Here is a 15,915-nt window from a genome sequence, read left to right on the forward strand (position 1 = left end):
GCCAATAATAAACAATGCGTTTTGATTATCTTATTAAAAAAAATACTATATTTATCCACAGTTTACAATTATACCATAATTTAATATTAACAAAAGTATTACTCATGTAAACGAAAAATTTTTCTCGTTTTATTGCTATCTATACTTATTTGTGGTACATTATTCAAGTATGTAGTAGATACGTGTATTTATATTTATTAAAGGAGGTACTTTCATGGGCAAACAATGTTTCGTAACAGGTCGTAAAGCTTCAACTGGAAACAATCGTTCTCACGCTTTAAATTCTTCTAAAAGAAGATGGAATGCTAACCTTCAAAAAGTTAGAATTCTTGTAGACGGAAAACCTAAAAAAGTTTGGGTTTCTGCACGTGCTTTAAAATCTGGTAAAGTAACTAGAGTTTAATAAATATAATGCACGAAAAGACTAATCCTTATGTGGAGGATTGGTCTTTTTTTATTTCATTTTCTTTTAGATATCAGCGTATATTTAAAAATCCTCATTTAATCTTTACTTCGAATCATCAATACACTGCCTTCAATTATTTCTATATTCCCACAAGATTGACTTAATTCATTTGAAATAGTAAGCGTTGAACCAAGTTTCAGTGTTTCATTTTGTAAGTTATATTTAAAGCCTTTCAATGAAATTACAGTTGGATAGATGACTGGTATAAATGAAATATATGGAAATTGTTCACTATACGTCACATTAAACTGACCTTTTTGTATAAATTGAATTTCATTTGTATCATCTATTAATTTAATGTTGATATTCATTTTTGCATATTCCGGTTTTTCCAGTATTTGTAAGGCGCCCATGAAATGATCTAGTCTACCGCCCGTCGCACCATAAACATCAATATTTCGATAGCCACGCTTTACTGCTTGATCAATACCTAAAGCTAAATCTGTGTCATCTTTTTCAGAATTATAAGGATTTATCTCTATCTGTTGTTGTATAAAGTTCCTCTCTGAATCAGAAATAGAATCGAAATCACCGACTGCAAATTGAGGTGTAATCCCAGATTCTAGCAAGATCAAGGTGCCTCTATCTATACCAATCCAATGTTCATGTTTATGTTCCACTAAAATATGCTTGGGCAAATTTCTATTGCCACATAATAAATTGGCTTTCATCTATGTCAACCTTTCAATGTGTTAGTTACCGTTTGATAATCATCGTGTTTAAAAAAGTATGACCCTGCAACTAACATTGTCGCACCATGGTTAACTACAGTTTCAACAGTGTTATTGTTAATACCACCATCTACTTCAATATCAAAGTTTAAGCCTTGCGCTTTTTTGATTTCAGATAATTGATCCAGTTTTTCTACGCAATCATTTATAAATGTTTGACCACCAAAACCAGGGTTTACTGTCATAACCAATACATAATCTACCATTTTTAATACCGGACGAATTGAATCAACTGGCGTCCCAGGATTAATCACCACACCAGCTTTTACATTTTTATTCTTAATTTGTTCAATCACTCTGTGAATATGGGGTGTTGCTTCAACATGTACTGAAATCATATCAGCGCCATGCTCAGCAAATAATTCAACATATTTTTCAGGTTCTTCTATCATAAGATGCACATCAATAGGTAAATCTGTACCTTTACGTACTGAATCCAATATAGGTAGTCCGATTGAAATGTTAGGTACAAATTGTCCATCCATGACGTCAAAATGTACCCCATCAACGCCTGCCTTTTCTAAAGCAGTTAACTCTTGTTGTAAATTCAAAAAATCTGCTGATAATAATGATGGATATAATTTTGCCACTTAATATCTTTCCTTTCTATTTGAAATTTCTTTAAATAGCTGTAAATAATGATCGTATCTAAACTGGGCAATATTGCCATTTTCTAATTCAGCTTTAACATTACATTTCGGTTCATTAATATGGTTACAATCTCTGAACTTACATGTCGCACCATATTCATGTATTTCCATGAAATAATTTTTGATTTCATCTTTTTGTATATGATCATAATCCAAAGCACTAAAGCCTGGCGTATCTGCTATAAAGCCTTTAGCTCTCTCAAACAATTCAACATGACGTGTTGTATGACGACCACGATTTAACGCTTTAGAAATGTGTTGTGTTTCAATCTCTATATTAGGAAAATATTTATTCAATAACGTTGATTTACCAACACCTGATTGACCACTCAACACAGCTAAACCATCACCCCAACTTGAAAAGACTTGTTCAATATCTTCATTAATACTTATGAATTGTGTTTTATAGCTCATATTCTCATAAACTTCTAGCAATTTTTCAATATCGTGTTGTTTTTCCAAAGATGTCAAATCTTTTTTAGTTACAAGAATACGCGGACGCATATGATAAGAATGCGCAATTACTAAAAACCTATCTAGTAACTGTGTAGAAAAATCTGGTTCTACAGCACTCATTACAATAATGAGATGGTCGACATTACTAACAGGCGGTCGCTTTATTTCATTTTTTCGTTCATGTACATGATGTATATAACCTTCCGTTACATTTTCTACTTCAAAATCAACGACATCACCTACAATAGGTGAAAATTTATTTTTTCTAAAAAGGCCACGTGGTTTTGTATCATACATTTCACCGTCTACATCAACTCGGTAAACACCACTGATTGATTTTATGATGCGTCCTGTTTTCACTTAGGCACCCCTCTTTTAAATACTTTTACCATTTATATTATAGCAAAGCATTTTTGATTTAAATATGATTTGAAACGATTTCGGCTAAATTTTCAGTTGTAAATATCGATAACGATACTTTTCCACTTAATTATTCTATGAATGAAATTGAGATAATAAATTAAAAGCACCAATTTAATCCAAATTCGACTAAATTGGTGCTCATTTTATATCTTCTATTTGTGGTTCGCTAGAGCTTTCGCTCTTGCATAAGCGACACTATGCTCTCTTCGCTCGCTAAGTGTCGCTAAAAATCATAAGGTATATCTTTATCAGCAACAACTTTACCATCTACACGAACGGTATAACCAGCCGTTTTACCTTTTTCTATTGTCATCGGTATTTTAATGGTTTTATTGTCTTTTATTTTAAATGTTTGTGAAGGTGATGTCCCTTCGCCATCTTTGTCTCTTACAAACACTTTTACTTCTTGGCTGTCGTCATCTTTACCAGTATATTGAACTTCATACGTTTCTGTATAATCTTTAGTCGCTGGTTCATCATCTTTAGATTCTTTGTCATCTTTATCTTTATCGTCAGCATTTTTTTCCTCATCTTCTTTATCATCATCAGATTTTGGAGCGCCTTTTGAAACGGTGAATTCAATTGTTGAACCTTCGTCTATTTCTTCATCTTTTGGTGATTGGCTGATAACATTATCTTTTTTAACTTTCTTGTCCTCAGTTTCCTGAGTGACAACTACCTTGAATCCTTTTGCCTCTAACTCTGATTTTGCCGTTTTAAAAGCTTTATTCTCATAGTCATCAACGTAAACTTGTTTTGTCCCTAAAGATTCAGTAAGCTCTATATTACTATCATTCACTTTCACTTTATCTCCAGGATTCACATTTTGTGATTCAATTAAACCTTTAGCGATATTTTGTTTCGTGTACGCTTGTTTCACTTTTGAATCTTTGATGCCTAAATCTTTTAATTTATCTAAAGCTTCGGATTTTGTCATACCAAATAAATTTGGCATTTCCGTCAATTCAGGTCCTTTAGATAAAACAATGTCAACTTTACTTTGTTGTTCTAAACGATCCCCTTTCTCAGGCGTCGTTTTTATAATTTTATTCTCTGGATATTTATCACTATATTCACGCGATATATTATCCATTTGTAATTTATTTTCTTTTAAAATATGTTCTGCTTCTTTTTCTGTCTTACCTGATAAATCTGGTGTTTCTAAATATTTATTTCCAAACATACCCATTGCCATGAATCCAAATAAACCAAACAGCAATAAGACGATTATAAGTGTATAGAAAAACTTCTTTTTCTTTGTACGCTTTTTTTGTGGTACCTCATAAATATGTTCTTCACTTGATTGAAATTGTTGTTGATTGACGATAGGAATCTGCATTGTTTCTTTTATGTTTTTTCCTTTATCTTCATCTCTCGTCTGGTTGACAATATCTGATTTATTTATAGGAATTGTCTTGGTATTCTCCTCAACGGATTGATACCTCGCTTCATTCTCACGATTTTCAGACAATACATTTTCTAAATCACTTTGCATATCTCTTACTGATTGGTAACGCACCGTCTTATCTTTTTCCGTTGCTTTCAGTACAACATTACTTAGTGCTTGAGGTACATCCGAGCGTTCATCAGTAATATTAGGCATAGGATCTTGGATATGCTTAATTGCAATACTTACTGCTGTTTCTCCAGAAAACGGTGGTTTACCAATAAGCATTTCATATAATACAACACCAATTGAATAAATATCGGTACCATTATCTGTCGATTCACCACGTGCTTGTTCGGGTGATAAATATTGAACTGTACCTAATACATGGTTCGTTTGTGTCATTGTTGTTTCGCTTAGAGCTTTCGCAATACCAAAATCTAAAATCTTCAAAGTCTGGTGCTTATCTATTAAAATATTTTGTGGTTTAATATCACGGTGTACGATTTTAGTATCATGAGCATGTTTAATTCCATTAATAATTTGATTGGTAAAGTTGAGTGCTGTTGTGGTATCCAAAGGTTGGTTTTTTTGAATGTATTCAGATAATGTCGGTCCTTCTATATATTCCATTACTAAATAGAAATTATCATCATCTTCCGTAACATCAAACACGTTCACTATATTTTTATGTGATAGTTGTGTTAAATTATGTACTTCTCTTTCGAAACGTTTAATAGTTTCTTCTTTCTCACCAGCAGGAATCCTAATTGCTTTGATCGCTACTTTACGATTGAGAATTGTGTCTTCGGCAAGATAGACAGTACTCATTCCGCCACCACCGAGTTTTTTAATGACCTCGTAGCGCTCACTTATTATTTTGCCTATCATACTTTATCACCTTCAATCTCAGCCAATACAATACTCACATTGTCATTCGTATCTTCAGATAGTGCAAGTTCTATTAAGTCTTGACCGTGTGTCTCTAATTCTTTCGCTTGCACCAATGTTTCTTGAATTTGATGGTTACGTACAAAATCGGTTAAACCATCAGAATTTAACATTAAATAATCATAGAAATTCGTTTTTTTCACAAATATATCTGGCGTCACTAACTTATCAGTCCCCATCACTTTGGTAATGATATTTCGTTGAGGATGATTAAATGCTTGTTCAGCAGTAATTTGCCCAATCATCATGAGATGATTAACAAACGAATGATCATTCGTAATTTGTTCAATCTCTCTACTATTCACTAAATAAGCTCGTGAATCACCAATATTTGCTACTACAATATAGTTATCAAATACTAAAGCACAGACACAAGTTGTACCCATGCCCTTATATTCTGGGTTTTCTACTGACATTTCATATAACTCACGATTAATAGCTTTTAAAGTTGTTCTCAACCAATTTTCAGCTTGATCAGCTTCGATAAGATTTTCCACTTCAAAACGACGTTGAAGCTCATCAGTGACAAATTGGCTCGCAACTTCTCCTGCTAGGTGACCACCCATACCATCACAAAGCACTAATAGCTGTTGCTCTGTACGATTATAAAATACGCCACCTGCATCTTCATTTTTATCACGGTATCGACCCGTGTCAGTAAAAAATTGTGCTTTTAGCATGCCCCTACCTCGTTTCTACTTTTCGTTCCTTAGCTCTTAATTGACCACAAGCAGCGTCAATATCAGCACCTTGTTCACGTCTAATTGTTGCATTTATCCCTAAACGCTTCAATTCTTTTTCAAATTTAAAGATATCTTCTTTAGGTGTCTTCACATAATTTCTTTCTGGTACGTGATTCACTGGTATTAAGTTAACATGGCAATTCAATTCTTGAATTAAATGCGCTAATTCCCTAGCATGTTCAATTTGGTCGTTGACGCCACCAAATAAACCATACTCAAAAGTAATACGTCTATTTGTTTTTTCTTGATAATAATGAATAGCTTCCATTAATTTTTCTACATTATATGCTCTATTTATCGGCATCAAACGTGATCGAATTTCATCATTTGCACCGTGTAAGCTAACCGCAAAATTAATTTGAATATCTTCATCAGCGAAATCGTATATTCTTGGAATAATTCCTGAAGTTGACACTGTAATATGACGCGCTCCAATATTTAGTCCATTATCATCATTAACAATTTTTAAGAAATCCATCATTTCATCATAGTTTTCAAATGGTTCTCCAATACCCATGATAACGATTTGTGATACACGCTCTTCTGTTTCATCTAAAGCTTTTTGAACTGTTAATACTTGAGAAACAATTTCTCCAGCTTCTAAGTTACGTTTTAAACCGCCTAATGTAGAAGCGCAAAACGTACAACCAATACGGCAACCAACCTGTGTGGTTACACAAACAGAATTCCCGTATTCATGTCTCATAAGGACCGTTTCAATTGTATAACCATCTTGTAATTCAAATAAAAACTTAATTGTACCGTCTTTACTTTCTTGTTTTACAACTGTTGTCATGGTTGTCATTGTAAAATTATCTTTAAGTACTTCTCTTAATTCTTTAGATAAATTTGTCATATCATCAATGTCATCGACGCGTTTTTCGTAAAGCCACTCAAAAATTTGTTTCGCTCTGAATTTTTGCTGACCATTTTGTACCAACCAATCTTGCATCTCATCGTATCTTAATGAATAAATTGATTGCTTTTCAAAATTGGGAAGAAACTTATTTTTTTTCTTCTTTTCTGCAGTTATCATATTTTAATTTTCCTTTCTTCTTATCCTAGTTATGAAAAAGCCATCAGAGTTAAAATCTTGAGGTAAAATTTGCATCGTTTTTACTTTTTCTCCAGTTATTGGATGTTCAAATTGATCGAATTCAAAATCTTTATTTTCTTTTAAAAATGTATATACAACATTTTCATTTTCCATTTGCTCAATCGTACAAGTTGAATAAATCATTGTACCACCAGGTTTCACATTATATTTCACATTATTTAAGATTTCCAATTGAATTTCAACCAAAGATTCAATTGCATGTTGCGATTGTTCATATTTTATTTCTGGTTTATGTCTTAAAACACCTAAACCACTACATGGCGCATCTACTAAAATCTTATCATACACTTTATCATATTTTTCAGTTGCATCGTGTTCAAATGCAGAAATGTTAGATAAACGTAATTTTCTTATATTAAAATCTATTAAATCTATTTTATGTTCATGAATGTCCGTCGCATCAACATGTCCAGTACCATTTAATATTTCAGCAATATGACAAGCTTTTCCACCAGGTGCACTACAAGCATCTAAAACTTGGTCACCTTCTTTTAATGCCATTAATTCACCAATAAACATTGAACTCTTATCTTGAATAGATATCAGTCCATCTTTAAACATACGAGATTCAATAATTGGCTTACCACTAATATGTAGACAAGTTTCGATTTCTCTATCTTGTTCTACAATATAATCATCAGTGAGTCTTCTAATAGCATCGTCTACTGAAATACGAGTTAAGTTAACACGTACGGTTGTAGTTACTTTATCTAAAAATGATTGCGCAATTGTTTCTGTTTTTTCAATACCAAAATGCGTTGTCCAGTGATCAACCAACCATTTGGGTAAACTGTATTCAATCGCGATACGTTTTTTGTCATCTGTAATTTCAGTAAAATCTGGTAAGTCACTGCGCATAATATTTCTTAGTATACCGTTCACAACATTACCATTATGCGGACCGCCTTTATATTTAGCAATTTCAACGGCTTCATTAATAATCGCGTGTTCAGGTATTTTATCTAAATAGACATATTGATAAATACTCATCCAAAGTAACTGTCTGACCCAACCTTTTAACTTTGTTTGAACAAAAGGTTTCAGCAAATAATCTAAAGTATATTTTCTTTTTAACGTGCCATATACTAATTCTGTATATAATCCTTTATCTGCTCTATTTAATTCATTATTTGATAACACATCATTAATGATGATGTTACTATAGGCTTTATCATTTATAATATCTTGAATGGTTTCAAATGCTAACGCTCGCACATTTGTTTCTATTGTCATGTTAGTACCTTCCCAACAAGTGAAGTTTGCACGCCACTTAAGTAGTTTGCAGTTAACATACGTTTTTTCCCTGCAACTTGAATATCTGTTAATGCAATTGCATCGTCGGAACCTGTCGCAACGATGATTGCTTTTTTCGTTGTTTCAATAATTGTACCTGGTTCACCTGTTTTACCTTTTTCAATTCGGGATGCATATACTTTCATGTTACCATCATCCATAACTGTATAAGCTACTGGCCATGGTGACAGACCTCTTATATGGTTGTAAATAACTTCAGCCGATTGGTACCAATCAATCTTTTCCTGTTCTCTACTTATATTAGTAGCAAAACTAGCTTCACTTTCATTCTGTGTAATGCGGTTATTTGTACCATTAATAATAGAAGGTAAAGTCTCTTTTAATAATTCTGCACCTAAAAAGCTCAATTTATCATGCATGGTACCGACATCATCTTGGTGCTCAATTTCTATTGCTTGTTGAGAAATGATATCTCCTGCATCTAATTTCTTAACCATATACATTATAGAAATACCTGTTTCTGTTTGACCATCCATGATAGCTTGATGAATCGGCGCTCCACCTCTATATTTAGGTAATAACGACGCGTGGACATTGATTGCCCCTAACTTTGGCGCATTTAATAATGATTCAGGCAATATTTGCCCAAAGGCTGCAGTTACGATTAAATCTGCTTCTAAGTCAATAAGTTGTTCTAACTCTGATGATTGGGCTAATTTTTCTGGTTGATATACTGGTAAACCGTGCTTAATTGCAACTTCTTTCACTGGTGGAGGTGTTAAAACACGTTTTCTACCTACTGGTCTGTCTGGTTGCGTGACTACTGCAATCACATCATGTTCAGCAATTAACATTTCTAGCACTTTTGTTGAAAAATCTGGTGTTCCCATAAAAATGACTTTACTCATTATCAAAATACGCCTCCATTTCACTTTCACTTAAAAATTTCTCTACACGTTCAGTAAACAATCTTCCTTCAAAATGATCTATCATATGTAAAATCATTCTCGCGATATCATCATATGCAGTCATCTCAACTTCATTACCTTTTTTATCATTACTCTTAACGACAATCATTTTACTTCTTTCCACTTCACCATAAACATTAGGTATACTGATAGACCCTTCTAAATCAGTCACTTTTGTATCCGATTCACTTATAATTTGAGGATTAATCAGTTGTAACAATCCATCCATTTCCATATCTATCATCGCTACTTTTTGTGCAACACCTATCTGCGGCGCACATATCGCAGATGCTTCAACATCATACATTGTATCTTCTAAATCTAACAATAATTGTTCTAAATTTTCATCAAATTTTGTCACATCCGGTATAGACTTATTAAGAATAGGGTGTTTGCTTGTTACAAGTTGTTTGATTGTCATATCGATTTCTCCTCATAAAAATTCATCATATTATTATAACTTATTTTAGTGGAAATTGCACCATTCATTGAAAGAATACTTTACTGAACATATTGAGTAAGTAGTAGGATAAGTCTTCATTCAATCTATCTTCATAAAATATAAAAAGTGCAGAAATAGATATCTGCTCATATTTAAATGGGCTTTTTATCTATACTGCACTTTAAAACGATGTTCATAGTATACAAGACATATTTCAAACCTTTACATTTTTCATTATATATTGAGCATTGATCGTTCTTTAAGCTTATTGTTTTTCATCAATCTAGAATCGTTAACCGATTCACTTGATTACCAAGTTCATCGAAATTTTGTGCTGCTAACCAACTTTCAAATTTAAGTTTATTTTGCTGCCACTCTTTATCAATCATTGCTAACCAATATGTGTCACGATTACGATTTTTATACACTTTATGATTTCTAAAAATACCTTCAAATTTAAACCCTAGCCGTTGGGCAGCTTTAATAGACGGTTCATTTAAAGCATCACATTTCCATTCATATCTTCTATAACCTAATGTTTGAAATACATAATTGGCTAATAAAAATTGCACTTCCGTGGCAATACGTGTTTGTTTCATGACATTAGCGTAATGTATATGACCAACTTCAATTGAACCATTATGGCGATCAATTCTGAGTAAAGATAAAATGCCCACTGCTTCAGATGTTTCTTTATCAATAATGGCGAAAAAATACGGATCAGTAGAATTGATTTTCTTATCTATATAATTTTCAAATGCTTGAAAATCGTGAGGTTGCTCATCAGGTAAATATGTCCAATTCGGCGCATCCGCTTCATCAGAAAAATAATTAAATAAATCTTGAATATGACATTGCGCTAACTTTTCTAATCTGCAATATTGCCCTTCTAAAACTTTCACATTGGGTAAATGAGCTTGTTTAAACTCATTTTGTTCTTCACCAATGGGTTGCTTAAACTCATTATATCGCACATGAACACTCCTTTTTTCCCTAAAGCATAAACTAACGTTACTATACTAAAGTAAATCTTCCGCAGTCGTATTAAAAATTCAGCTAATATTTTAGCGTCATTTTGATTGAGTGTTAATTGTTGTTGTTCAATTTGCTTAATCATCTCTGGATTTAATACGATATCGTAAAAGGACGTAATTCTGTTTGACAACTCATTGATACTTAATCCAATTGCTTTTCTATTTCGAATTAAACTCATAGGCGTACTCCTTAGATTAGACATAAAAAGATATTGATCTCATTTCTCACTTAGTCGGTTGCTTTTCTTAATCGTTATTGTCGTTCTCAATACGTACTCTAATCATTTATGCGTGACTCGTTACTCTTTAATATAACTTTAATTAATATTAAATGCAAAAAAATGTAGCAAATTATTTTTTATAAATTTTAATAAATATTAGTTAATTGTTAAGATTATATCCATAGCGCCATCACTATACTTCATATTTATATCTAACTTTTATGTTTTTTTGTCCAAAAAAAAGAACAAACTATTTTAATGGCTAATCATTTACCTAGCAAAACAATTTGTTCTTTTTTCTAATATTTTTATACAAAAGTCAGTATACATTAGCTTCGTTATATAACGTGCTCAATATTACATCATCATCTGCGGTGCGATATCTATTTTCAAAGATAATTTTTCTTTTAAATATTGATCATGATAATAATCGTCTAAATATTTTAATGCTTCGTGTAATGCAGGTTCTCGTTTATATTTCACTAATATTTGAAAGCGATATTCGTTATTGATTCTTGATAATGCGGCCGGAGATGGGCCAAGTACAAGTGCTTTGTCTGTTAAATGTTGCAGTAATATTTTATGAATATGCTTGGATGCTTCCATAACTTTTTTCATTTCTTTATGCGCAATAGTAAAATTAATTAAAAAGAAATACGGTGGGTACTTTCCAATTTTCCTATAATTCATTTCTTTTTGGAAAAAGGCTGTGTAATCATTTTCTTGGACATCTTTAATAGCATAATGATCTGGATTGTATGTTTGAATAAGCACCTGTCCTTCTTTTTCATGACGACCAGCTCGACCAGCAACTTGCGTTAACAATTGGTATGTTCGCTCACTTGCTCTAAAGTCTGGCAAATTCAACATTGTGTCAGCATTCAAAACACCTACTAACGTAATATTAGGAAAATCCAATCCTTTAGCAATCATTTGTGTCCCTAACAAGATATCCCCTTTTCCTGAACCAAAATCATTTAATAACTTTTCATGAGCACCTTTTCTAGAAGTAGTATCCACGTCCATCCGTATAATACGAGCCTCTTGAAACGCTTCTTGTAAAAGTTCTTCAACTCTCTGTGTGCCAGTACCCATTTGTCTAATATGCTCACTTTCACAATTAGGACATTGATTAGGTGGTACTTCTTGATGACCACAATAATGACATTTCAATTGATCTGTTGATTTGTGATAAGTCAATGAAATATCACAGTTCGGACACTGTGGAACATGCCCACAATCTCTACACAACATAAATGAAGCATAACCGCGTCGATTTAAAAAGAGTACAATTTGTTCCTGATTATCTAAGCGTTGTTGTATTGCATCTCGTAATTGATTAGAGAACATAGAGCGATTTCCAGAGTTCAATTCTTCTCTCATATCTACAATTTCTACCTCAGGTAAAGCTTGTTGATTAACTCTGTTAGGTAACGATAGTAACTCATATACACCCTTTTCAGCTCGTGCAAATGATTCTAAACTTGGTGTCGCGCTGCCTAATATTAAAGGACATTGATGATACTCACTACGCCATTGCGCGATATCTCTTGCATGATATCTGGGATAATCTTCTTGCTTATACGAAGATTCATGTTCTTCATCTATAATAATCATCCCTAAATTTTTAAATGGTGCAAAGACGCTTGAACGTGCACCTACGCTCACACGTGCTTTACCGTCTCTAATCTTTTGCCATTCATCATAGCGTTCACCTTTGGATAATCCAGAATGTAGTACAGCAACTTCGTCTCCAAATCTACGTTTAAATCTTAATACCATTTGTGGTGTTAAGGCAATTTCTGGAACTAACATCATTGCTTGTCTATTAAGATTTAGTACTTCTTCAATTGTTTGTAAATACACTTCTGTTTTGCCTGATCCTGTCACACCATGCAATAAATAGGTACATTGTTCATGAGCATGTATCTTTTCTGATATGGCTTCAAATGCACGTTGTTGGTCTGAAGTCAGATGTTGTTTCACATCTTGTTCAAAGACCCTAGTCTCAAATGGATCACGTTCAACGACAGCATCATATTTTTCAACAAAGCCCTTGCGAATTAATGTATCTACACTAGATTTTGAATAACCCATTGCTTCTATGTCTTTAAGTAAAACGATGCGATGTTGTTCATCTAATAAAAAGGCATATAATTCATATTGCTTCTTAGATTTTTCTAATGAATTTAGCACACTATCATAGTTAAATCCTTCAACAACACATATGGCACGTTGTTTTTTCTTATTTACATTTTGTGATAGTAAGGTTACTTCAGATACAATACCTTGTTTTAATAATGGCGCAATTTGTGTTAAATCATCATTTTGCTGTGCTGCTTTAAATGCATAGTGTCCTGATGAGTCAAATTTCCCTGCTAAAGTTTCAGGCAGTGCATTCGTATCTTCAATAGAAAAGACCTTGGTATATTTTGCTTTAATTGCACTTGGCAGCATAACTTCAAGCATTGAAATACGTTTTGTAACGAAGTAATTGTTATACCACTCAGTAAATTGAATTAATTCTTCAGTCAATTCGGGTTTTATATCTTGAATTTCTTGAATTTCTTTTAATTTTTTTATATCTATATTGCTATCAGGCTGGTCTGTTATCTTCATGACATAACCTTGAATTGTTCTTGGTCCAAATGGAACAATGACACGCATACCTATTTGAATCATTGATTGTAACCTTATAGGAATTATATAATCAAATGTAAAATCAACACTCTTAGAAGGTATATCAACAATTACTTTTGCTATCATTTTATTGCCACCTTGTTTCTAAACTATTCAATATATGCTCCGCTAATTCGACTTTTTTGTGTTTGCCTAAAGGTATAGCGTCTCCATTTTTATAATACATCGTATAATCATTGTCATCGGAACTAAAGCCAATCGTACGGTCTCCAACATTATTCGCAATAATCACATCTGCATTTTTATTATGCAATTTTTTTTGTGCATAAGCTTCAATATTTTGTGTTTCTGCTGCAAATCCAACTAAGTATTGTGATTCTTTATGTTCTCCTAAATATTTCAAAATATCTGGTGTACGTTTAAATTCTACAGATAAAGTACCATCTTGTTTTTTTAATTTATGGTCCAACATTTCTACTGGCGCATAATCTGACACGGCAGCAGCTTTAAAAACGATATCTTGTTTAGCAAAACGACTTCGAACCGCTTCGAACATTTCTTCTGCACTTTGTACGTGTACTACATCAACATGCTTCGGTGGTGTTAAATGTGTCGGTCCTGAAACTAAAGTAACTTCTGCACCTCGTTTAGCTAAAGATTCAGCAAGCACGTATCCAATCTTACCTGAAGATCGATTTGATAAAAAACGAACTGGATCTAATTCTTCTACAGTGGGTCCAGCAGTAATTAATACATGTTTACCAATAAAGCTACTTGATGCTGGCACAGCTTTTTGTTTTATGTCATTAAAGTATTGCTTTATGCGCTCTACAATTTGTAAAGGTTCTTCCATACGCCCCTTCGCTACATATCCACATGCTAAAAAACCTTCTCCAGGTTCTAAAAAATAGTAACCATCTGAACTTAAAGTCACTAAATTATGTTGTGTCCTCTTATTTTCATACATATGCACGTTCATTGCAGGTGCAATAAATTTAGGCGTTTCAGTTGCTAACAACGTTGACGTAACCATATCATCTGCAATGCCATTTGCTAATTTAGCAATTGTATTTGCAGTTGCTGGCGCTACGATAATTGCGTCTGCCCAATCACCCAGCGCAACATGTTGAATTTCTTGAGGATTTTGCTCTATAAATGTACTCGTATAAACGGGATTTCTCCCAATAGCTTGGAATGCTAGTGGGGTAACAAATTCCTGAGCATGATCAGTAAGCATGACTCTGACATCAAATCCAGCCTGCGTCAGTTTACTCGTTAAATCAATTGCTTTATATGCAGCTATACCACCTGTAACAGCAAGTAATATTCGTTTCATTATATAGTCATTCTCCTTCGATTGAATTAGATCAGACGTGGGTGACGTCTCTTATAATTGAAAATCAAAATGTATGTCCCTCATAATTAAATTAACTTTTCGATTACTGTTCATTATACACAATTTATTAGTTAAATAAAAAAAGCACACCTTGCGACTGCATGGTGTGCACTTGAAAGATATTCATTTAAAAACACATAGATGGCTATATAAAATTCAATATCTATGCTTTTTAATTAATACGTTTTTAAGAATAGTTCGTCTGGGAAAACTACACCGTCAGCAATTTCTTCTAAAGCTTTACCAACAGGTTTTTCTGAAATGTATTTTGTTAATAATGCACTTTCAGGTTTCTCGTCTATTTCACGCGCACGTTTTGCAGCTGTAGTTGCAATTAAATATTTTGAATTAATTTTTGATGTTAATTGGTTTAATGGTGGTTGTAACATTATTTTTTTGCCTCCAGTATCATTTTTCTATATTTTGCTTCTATACGTTCTCTCTTCAAATGTTCAGCTTCAACAATAGATTGAATACGTTGCTTAGCTAACTCAACTTCGTCATTAACTACAACATAATCATATAAATTCATCATTTCCACTTCTTTACGAGCTTCATGCACTCGGCTTTGAATTTTTTCACTGGATTCTGTACCACGACCTACTAAGCGCTCACGTAAATGATCTAAACTTGGTGGCGCAAGAAAAATAAACAATGCATCTGGGAACTTTTTACGTACCTGTTTTGCACCTTCTACTTCAATTTCTAAAAATACATCGTACCCACGATCCATAGTGTCTTTAACGTATTGCACAGGCGTCCCATAATAATTTCCTACGTACTCTGCATATTCTATAAATTGATCTTGTTTTATTAACTCTTCAAACTCTGATTTTGCTTTGAAGAAATAATCAACACCATCGACTTCACCCTGACGCTTATCACGTGTCGTCATCGAAATAGAATATTTATAAGATGTGGACGGGTCATCAAATATTTTCTTTCTAACTGTACCTTTCCCAACGCCAGAAGGTCCAGATAGTACAATCAACAAACCTTTCTCATTATCCATGACTTACTACCTCTCTAAACTATT

16 protein-coding genes are annotated in these 15,915 nt (G+C 33.1%); 1 reads left to right on the top strand and 15 read right to left on the bottom strand.

The genetic code is table 11. The features are described from left to right. Positions 1-214 precede the first annotated feature (214 nt). Positions 215-403, top strand: a complete 189-nt coding sequence (gene rpmB / locus SSP_RS07840) for a 50S ribosomal protein L28 (protein ID WP_002483503.1) — start codon at positions 215-217, stop codon at positions 401-403. A gap of 98 nt (positions 404-501) precedes the next feature. On the opposite strand, the gene SSP_RS07845 is transcribed toward rpmB, so the two are convergent. From SSP_RS07845 to gmk, 15 genes are all read right to left on the bottom strand, one after another. Beyond that, positions 502-1,137: a thiamine diphosphokinase gene (locus SSP_RS07845; RefSeq protein ID WP_011303293.1), complete on the bottom strand. Its 636-nt coding sequence runs from the start codon at positions 1,135-1,137 to the stop codon at positions 502-504. A 5-nt stretch (positions 1,138-1,142) separates the two neighbouring features. Then, positions 1,143-1,787 (bottom strand): ribulose-phosphate 3-epimerase, encoded by a 645-nt coding sequence (rpe, locus tag SSP_RS07850; protein ID WP_011303294.1) that lies wholly within the window; start codon positions 1,785-1,787, stop codon positions 1,143-1,145. Further along, positions 1,788-2,663 (bottom strand): ribosome small subunit-dependent GTPase A, encoded by an 876-nt coding sequence (gene rsgA, locus SSP_RS07855; protein ID WP_011303295.1) that lies wholly within the window; start codon positions 2,661-2,663, stop codon positions 1,788-1,790. It lies immediately after the preceding gene. 286 nt (positions 2,664-2,949) lie between these two features. Next, positions 2,950-5,004: a Stk1 family PASTA domain-containing Ser/Thr kinase gene (gene pknB / locus SSP_RS07860; protein ID WP_011303296.1), complete on the bottom strand. Its 2,055-nt coding sequence runs from the start codon at positions 5,002-5,004 to the stop codon at positions 2,950-2,952. Continuing rightward, positions 5,001-5,744 carry a Stp1/IreP family PP2C-type Ser/Thr phosphatase gene (locus SSP_RS07865; protein ID WP_002483508.1) on the bottom strand — a complete coding sequence of 248 codons (744 nt, stop codon included), beginning with the start codon at positions 5,742-5,744 and terminating at the stop codon, positions 5,001-5,003. The genes pknB and SSP_RS07865 overlap by 4 nt, the downstream gene beginning before the upstream one ends. A 4-nt stretch (positions 5,745-5,748) precedes the next feature. Continuing rightward, entirely contained in the window at positions 5,749-6,843 is a 1,095-nt protein-coding gene (gene rlmN, locus SSP_RS07870; protein ID WP_011303297.1) for a 23S rRNA (adenine(2503)-C(2))-methyltransferase RlmN, read from the bottom strand. A gap of 3 nt (positions 6,844-6,846) precedes the next feature. Beyond that, on the bottom strand, positions 6,847-8,151 hold the full coding sequence (rsmB, locus tag SSP_RS07875; RefSeq protein WP_225310433.1) for a 16S rRNA (cytosine(967)-C(5))-methyltransferase RsmB: 1,305 nt from the start codon (positions 8,149-8,151) through the stop codon (positions 6,847-6,849). Positions 8,152-8,153: 2 nt separating this feature from the next. Beyond that, positions 8,154-9,086, bottom strand: coding sequence for a methionyl-tRNA formyltransferase (fmt, locus tag SSP_RS07880; RefSeq protein ID WP_002483511.1), 933 nt, complete (start codon positions 9,084-9,086; stop codon positions 8,154-8,156). After that, positions 9,079-9,567: a peptide deformylase gene (locus SSP_RS07885; protein WP_011303300.1), complete on the bottom strand. Its 489-nt coding sequence runs from the start codon at positions 9,565-9,567 to the stop codon at positions 9,079-9,081. Before SSP_RS07885 ends, fmt begins: the two co-directional genes overlap by 8 nt. A 299-nt stretch (positions 9,568-9,866) precedes the next feature. Continuing rightward, positions 9,867-10,562 (bottom strand): GNAT family N-acetyltransferase, encoded by a 696-nt coding sequence (locus SSP_RS07890; protein WP_002483513.1) that lies wholly within the window; start codon positions 10,560-10,562, stop codon positions 9,867-9,869. Continuing rightward, positions 10,487-10,801, bottom strand: coding sequence for a hypothetical protein (locus SSP_RS13185; protein WP_225310421.1), 315 nt, complete (start codon positions 10,799-10,801; stop codon positions 10,487-10,489). The genes SSP_RS07890 and SSP_RS13185 overlap by 76 nt, the downstream gene beginning before the upstream one ends. A gap of 399 nt (positions 10,802-11,200) precedes the next feature. Further along, positions 11,201-13,609, bottom strand: a complete 2,409-nt coding sequence (gene priA, locus SSP_RS07895; protein ID WP_011303301.1) for a primosomal protein N' — start codon at positions 13,607-13,609, stop codon at positions 11,201-11,203. Between the two features lies 1 nt (position 13,610). Continuing rightward, positions 13,611-14,819: a bifunctional phosphopantothenoylcysteine decarboxylase/phosphopantothenate--cysteine ligase CoaBC gene (gene coaBC, locus SSP_RS07900; RefSeq protein WP_011303302.1), complete on the bottom strand. Its 1,209-nt coding sequence runs from the start codon at positions 14,817-14,819 to the stop codon at positions 13,611-13,613. Positions 14,820-15,055: 236 nt separating this feature from the next. Further along, entirely contained in the window at positions 15,056-15,268 is a 213-nt protein-coding gene (rpoZ, locus tag SSP_RS07905; protein ID WP_011303303.1) for a DNA-directed RNA polymerase subunit omega, read from the bottom strand. Continuing rightward, entirely contained in the window at positions 15,268-15,891 is a 624-nt protein-coding gene (gmk, locus tag SSP_RS07910) for a guanylate kinase (RefSeq protein ID WP_011303304.1), read from the bottom strand. The genes rpoZ and gmk overlap by 1 nt, the downstream gene beginning before the upstream one ends. Between the last annotated feature and the right edge of the window lie 24 nt (positions 15,892-15,915).

Source organism: Staphylococcus saprophyticus subsp. saprophyticus ATCC 15305 = NCTC 7292 (assembly GCF_000010125.1).
GTDB lineage: Bacteria > Bacillota > Bacilli > Staphylococcales > Staphylococcaceae > Staphylococcus > Staphylococcus saprophyticus.

Bases quoted from the DNA above. Each gene is read 5' to 3' on its own strand.
- SSP_RS07865 (WP_002483508.1), bottom strand. From the start codon at position 5,744: ATGCTAAAAGCACAATTTTTTACTGACACGGGTCGATACCGTGATAAA.
- pknB (WP_011303296.1), bottom strand. From the start codon at position 5,004: ATGATAGGCAAAATAATAAGTGAGCGCTACGAGGTCATTAAAAAACTC.
- rlmN (WP_011303297.1), bottom strand. From the start codon at position 6,843: ATGATAACTGCAGAAAAGAAGAAAAAAAATAAGTTTCTTCCCAATTTT.
- SSP_RS13185 (WP_225310421.1), bottom strand. From the start codon at position 10,801: ATGAGTTTAATTCGAAATAGAAAAGCAATTGGATTAAGTATCAATGAG.
- SSP_RS07845 (WP_011303293.1), bottom strand. From the start codon at position 1,137: ATGAAAGCCAATTTATTATGTGGCAATAGAAATTTGCCCAAGCATATT.
- SSP_RS07885 (WP_011303300.1), bottom strand. From the start codon at position 9,567: ATGACAATCAAACAACTTGTAACAAGCAAACACCCTATTCTTAATAAG.
- gmk (WP_011303304.1), bottom strand. From the start codon at position 15,891: ATGGATAATGAGAAAGGTTTGTTGATTGTACTATCTGGACCTTCTGGC.
- fmt (WP_002483511.1), bottom strand. From the start codon at position 9,086: ATGAGTAAAGTCATTTTTATGGGAACACCAGATTTTTCAACAAAAGTG.
- rpoZ (WP_011303303.1), bottom strand. From the start codon at position 15,268: ATGTTACAACCACCATTAAACCAATTAACATCAAAAATTAATTCAAAA.
- coaBC (WP_011303302.1), bottom strand. From the start codon at position 14,819: ATGAAACGAATATTACTTGCTGTTACAGGTGGTATAGCTGCATATAAA.
- rpmB (WP_002483503.1), top strand. From the start codon at position 215: ATGGGCAAACAATGTTTCGTAACAGGTCGTAAAGCTTCAACTGGAAAC.
- priA (WP_011303301.1), bottom strand. From the start codon at position 13,609: ATGATAGCAAAAGTAATTGTTGATATACCTTCTAAGAGTGTTGATTTT.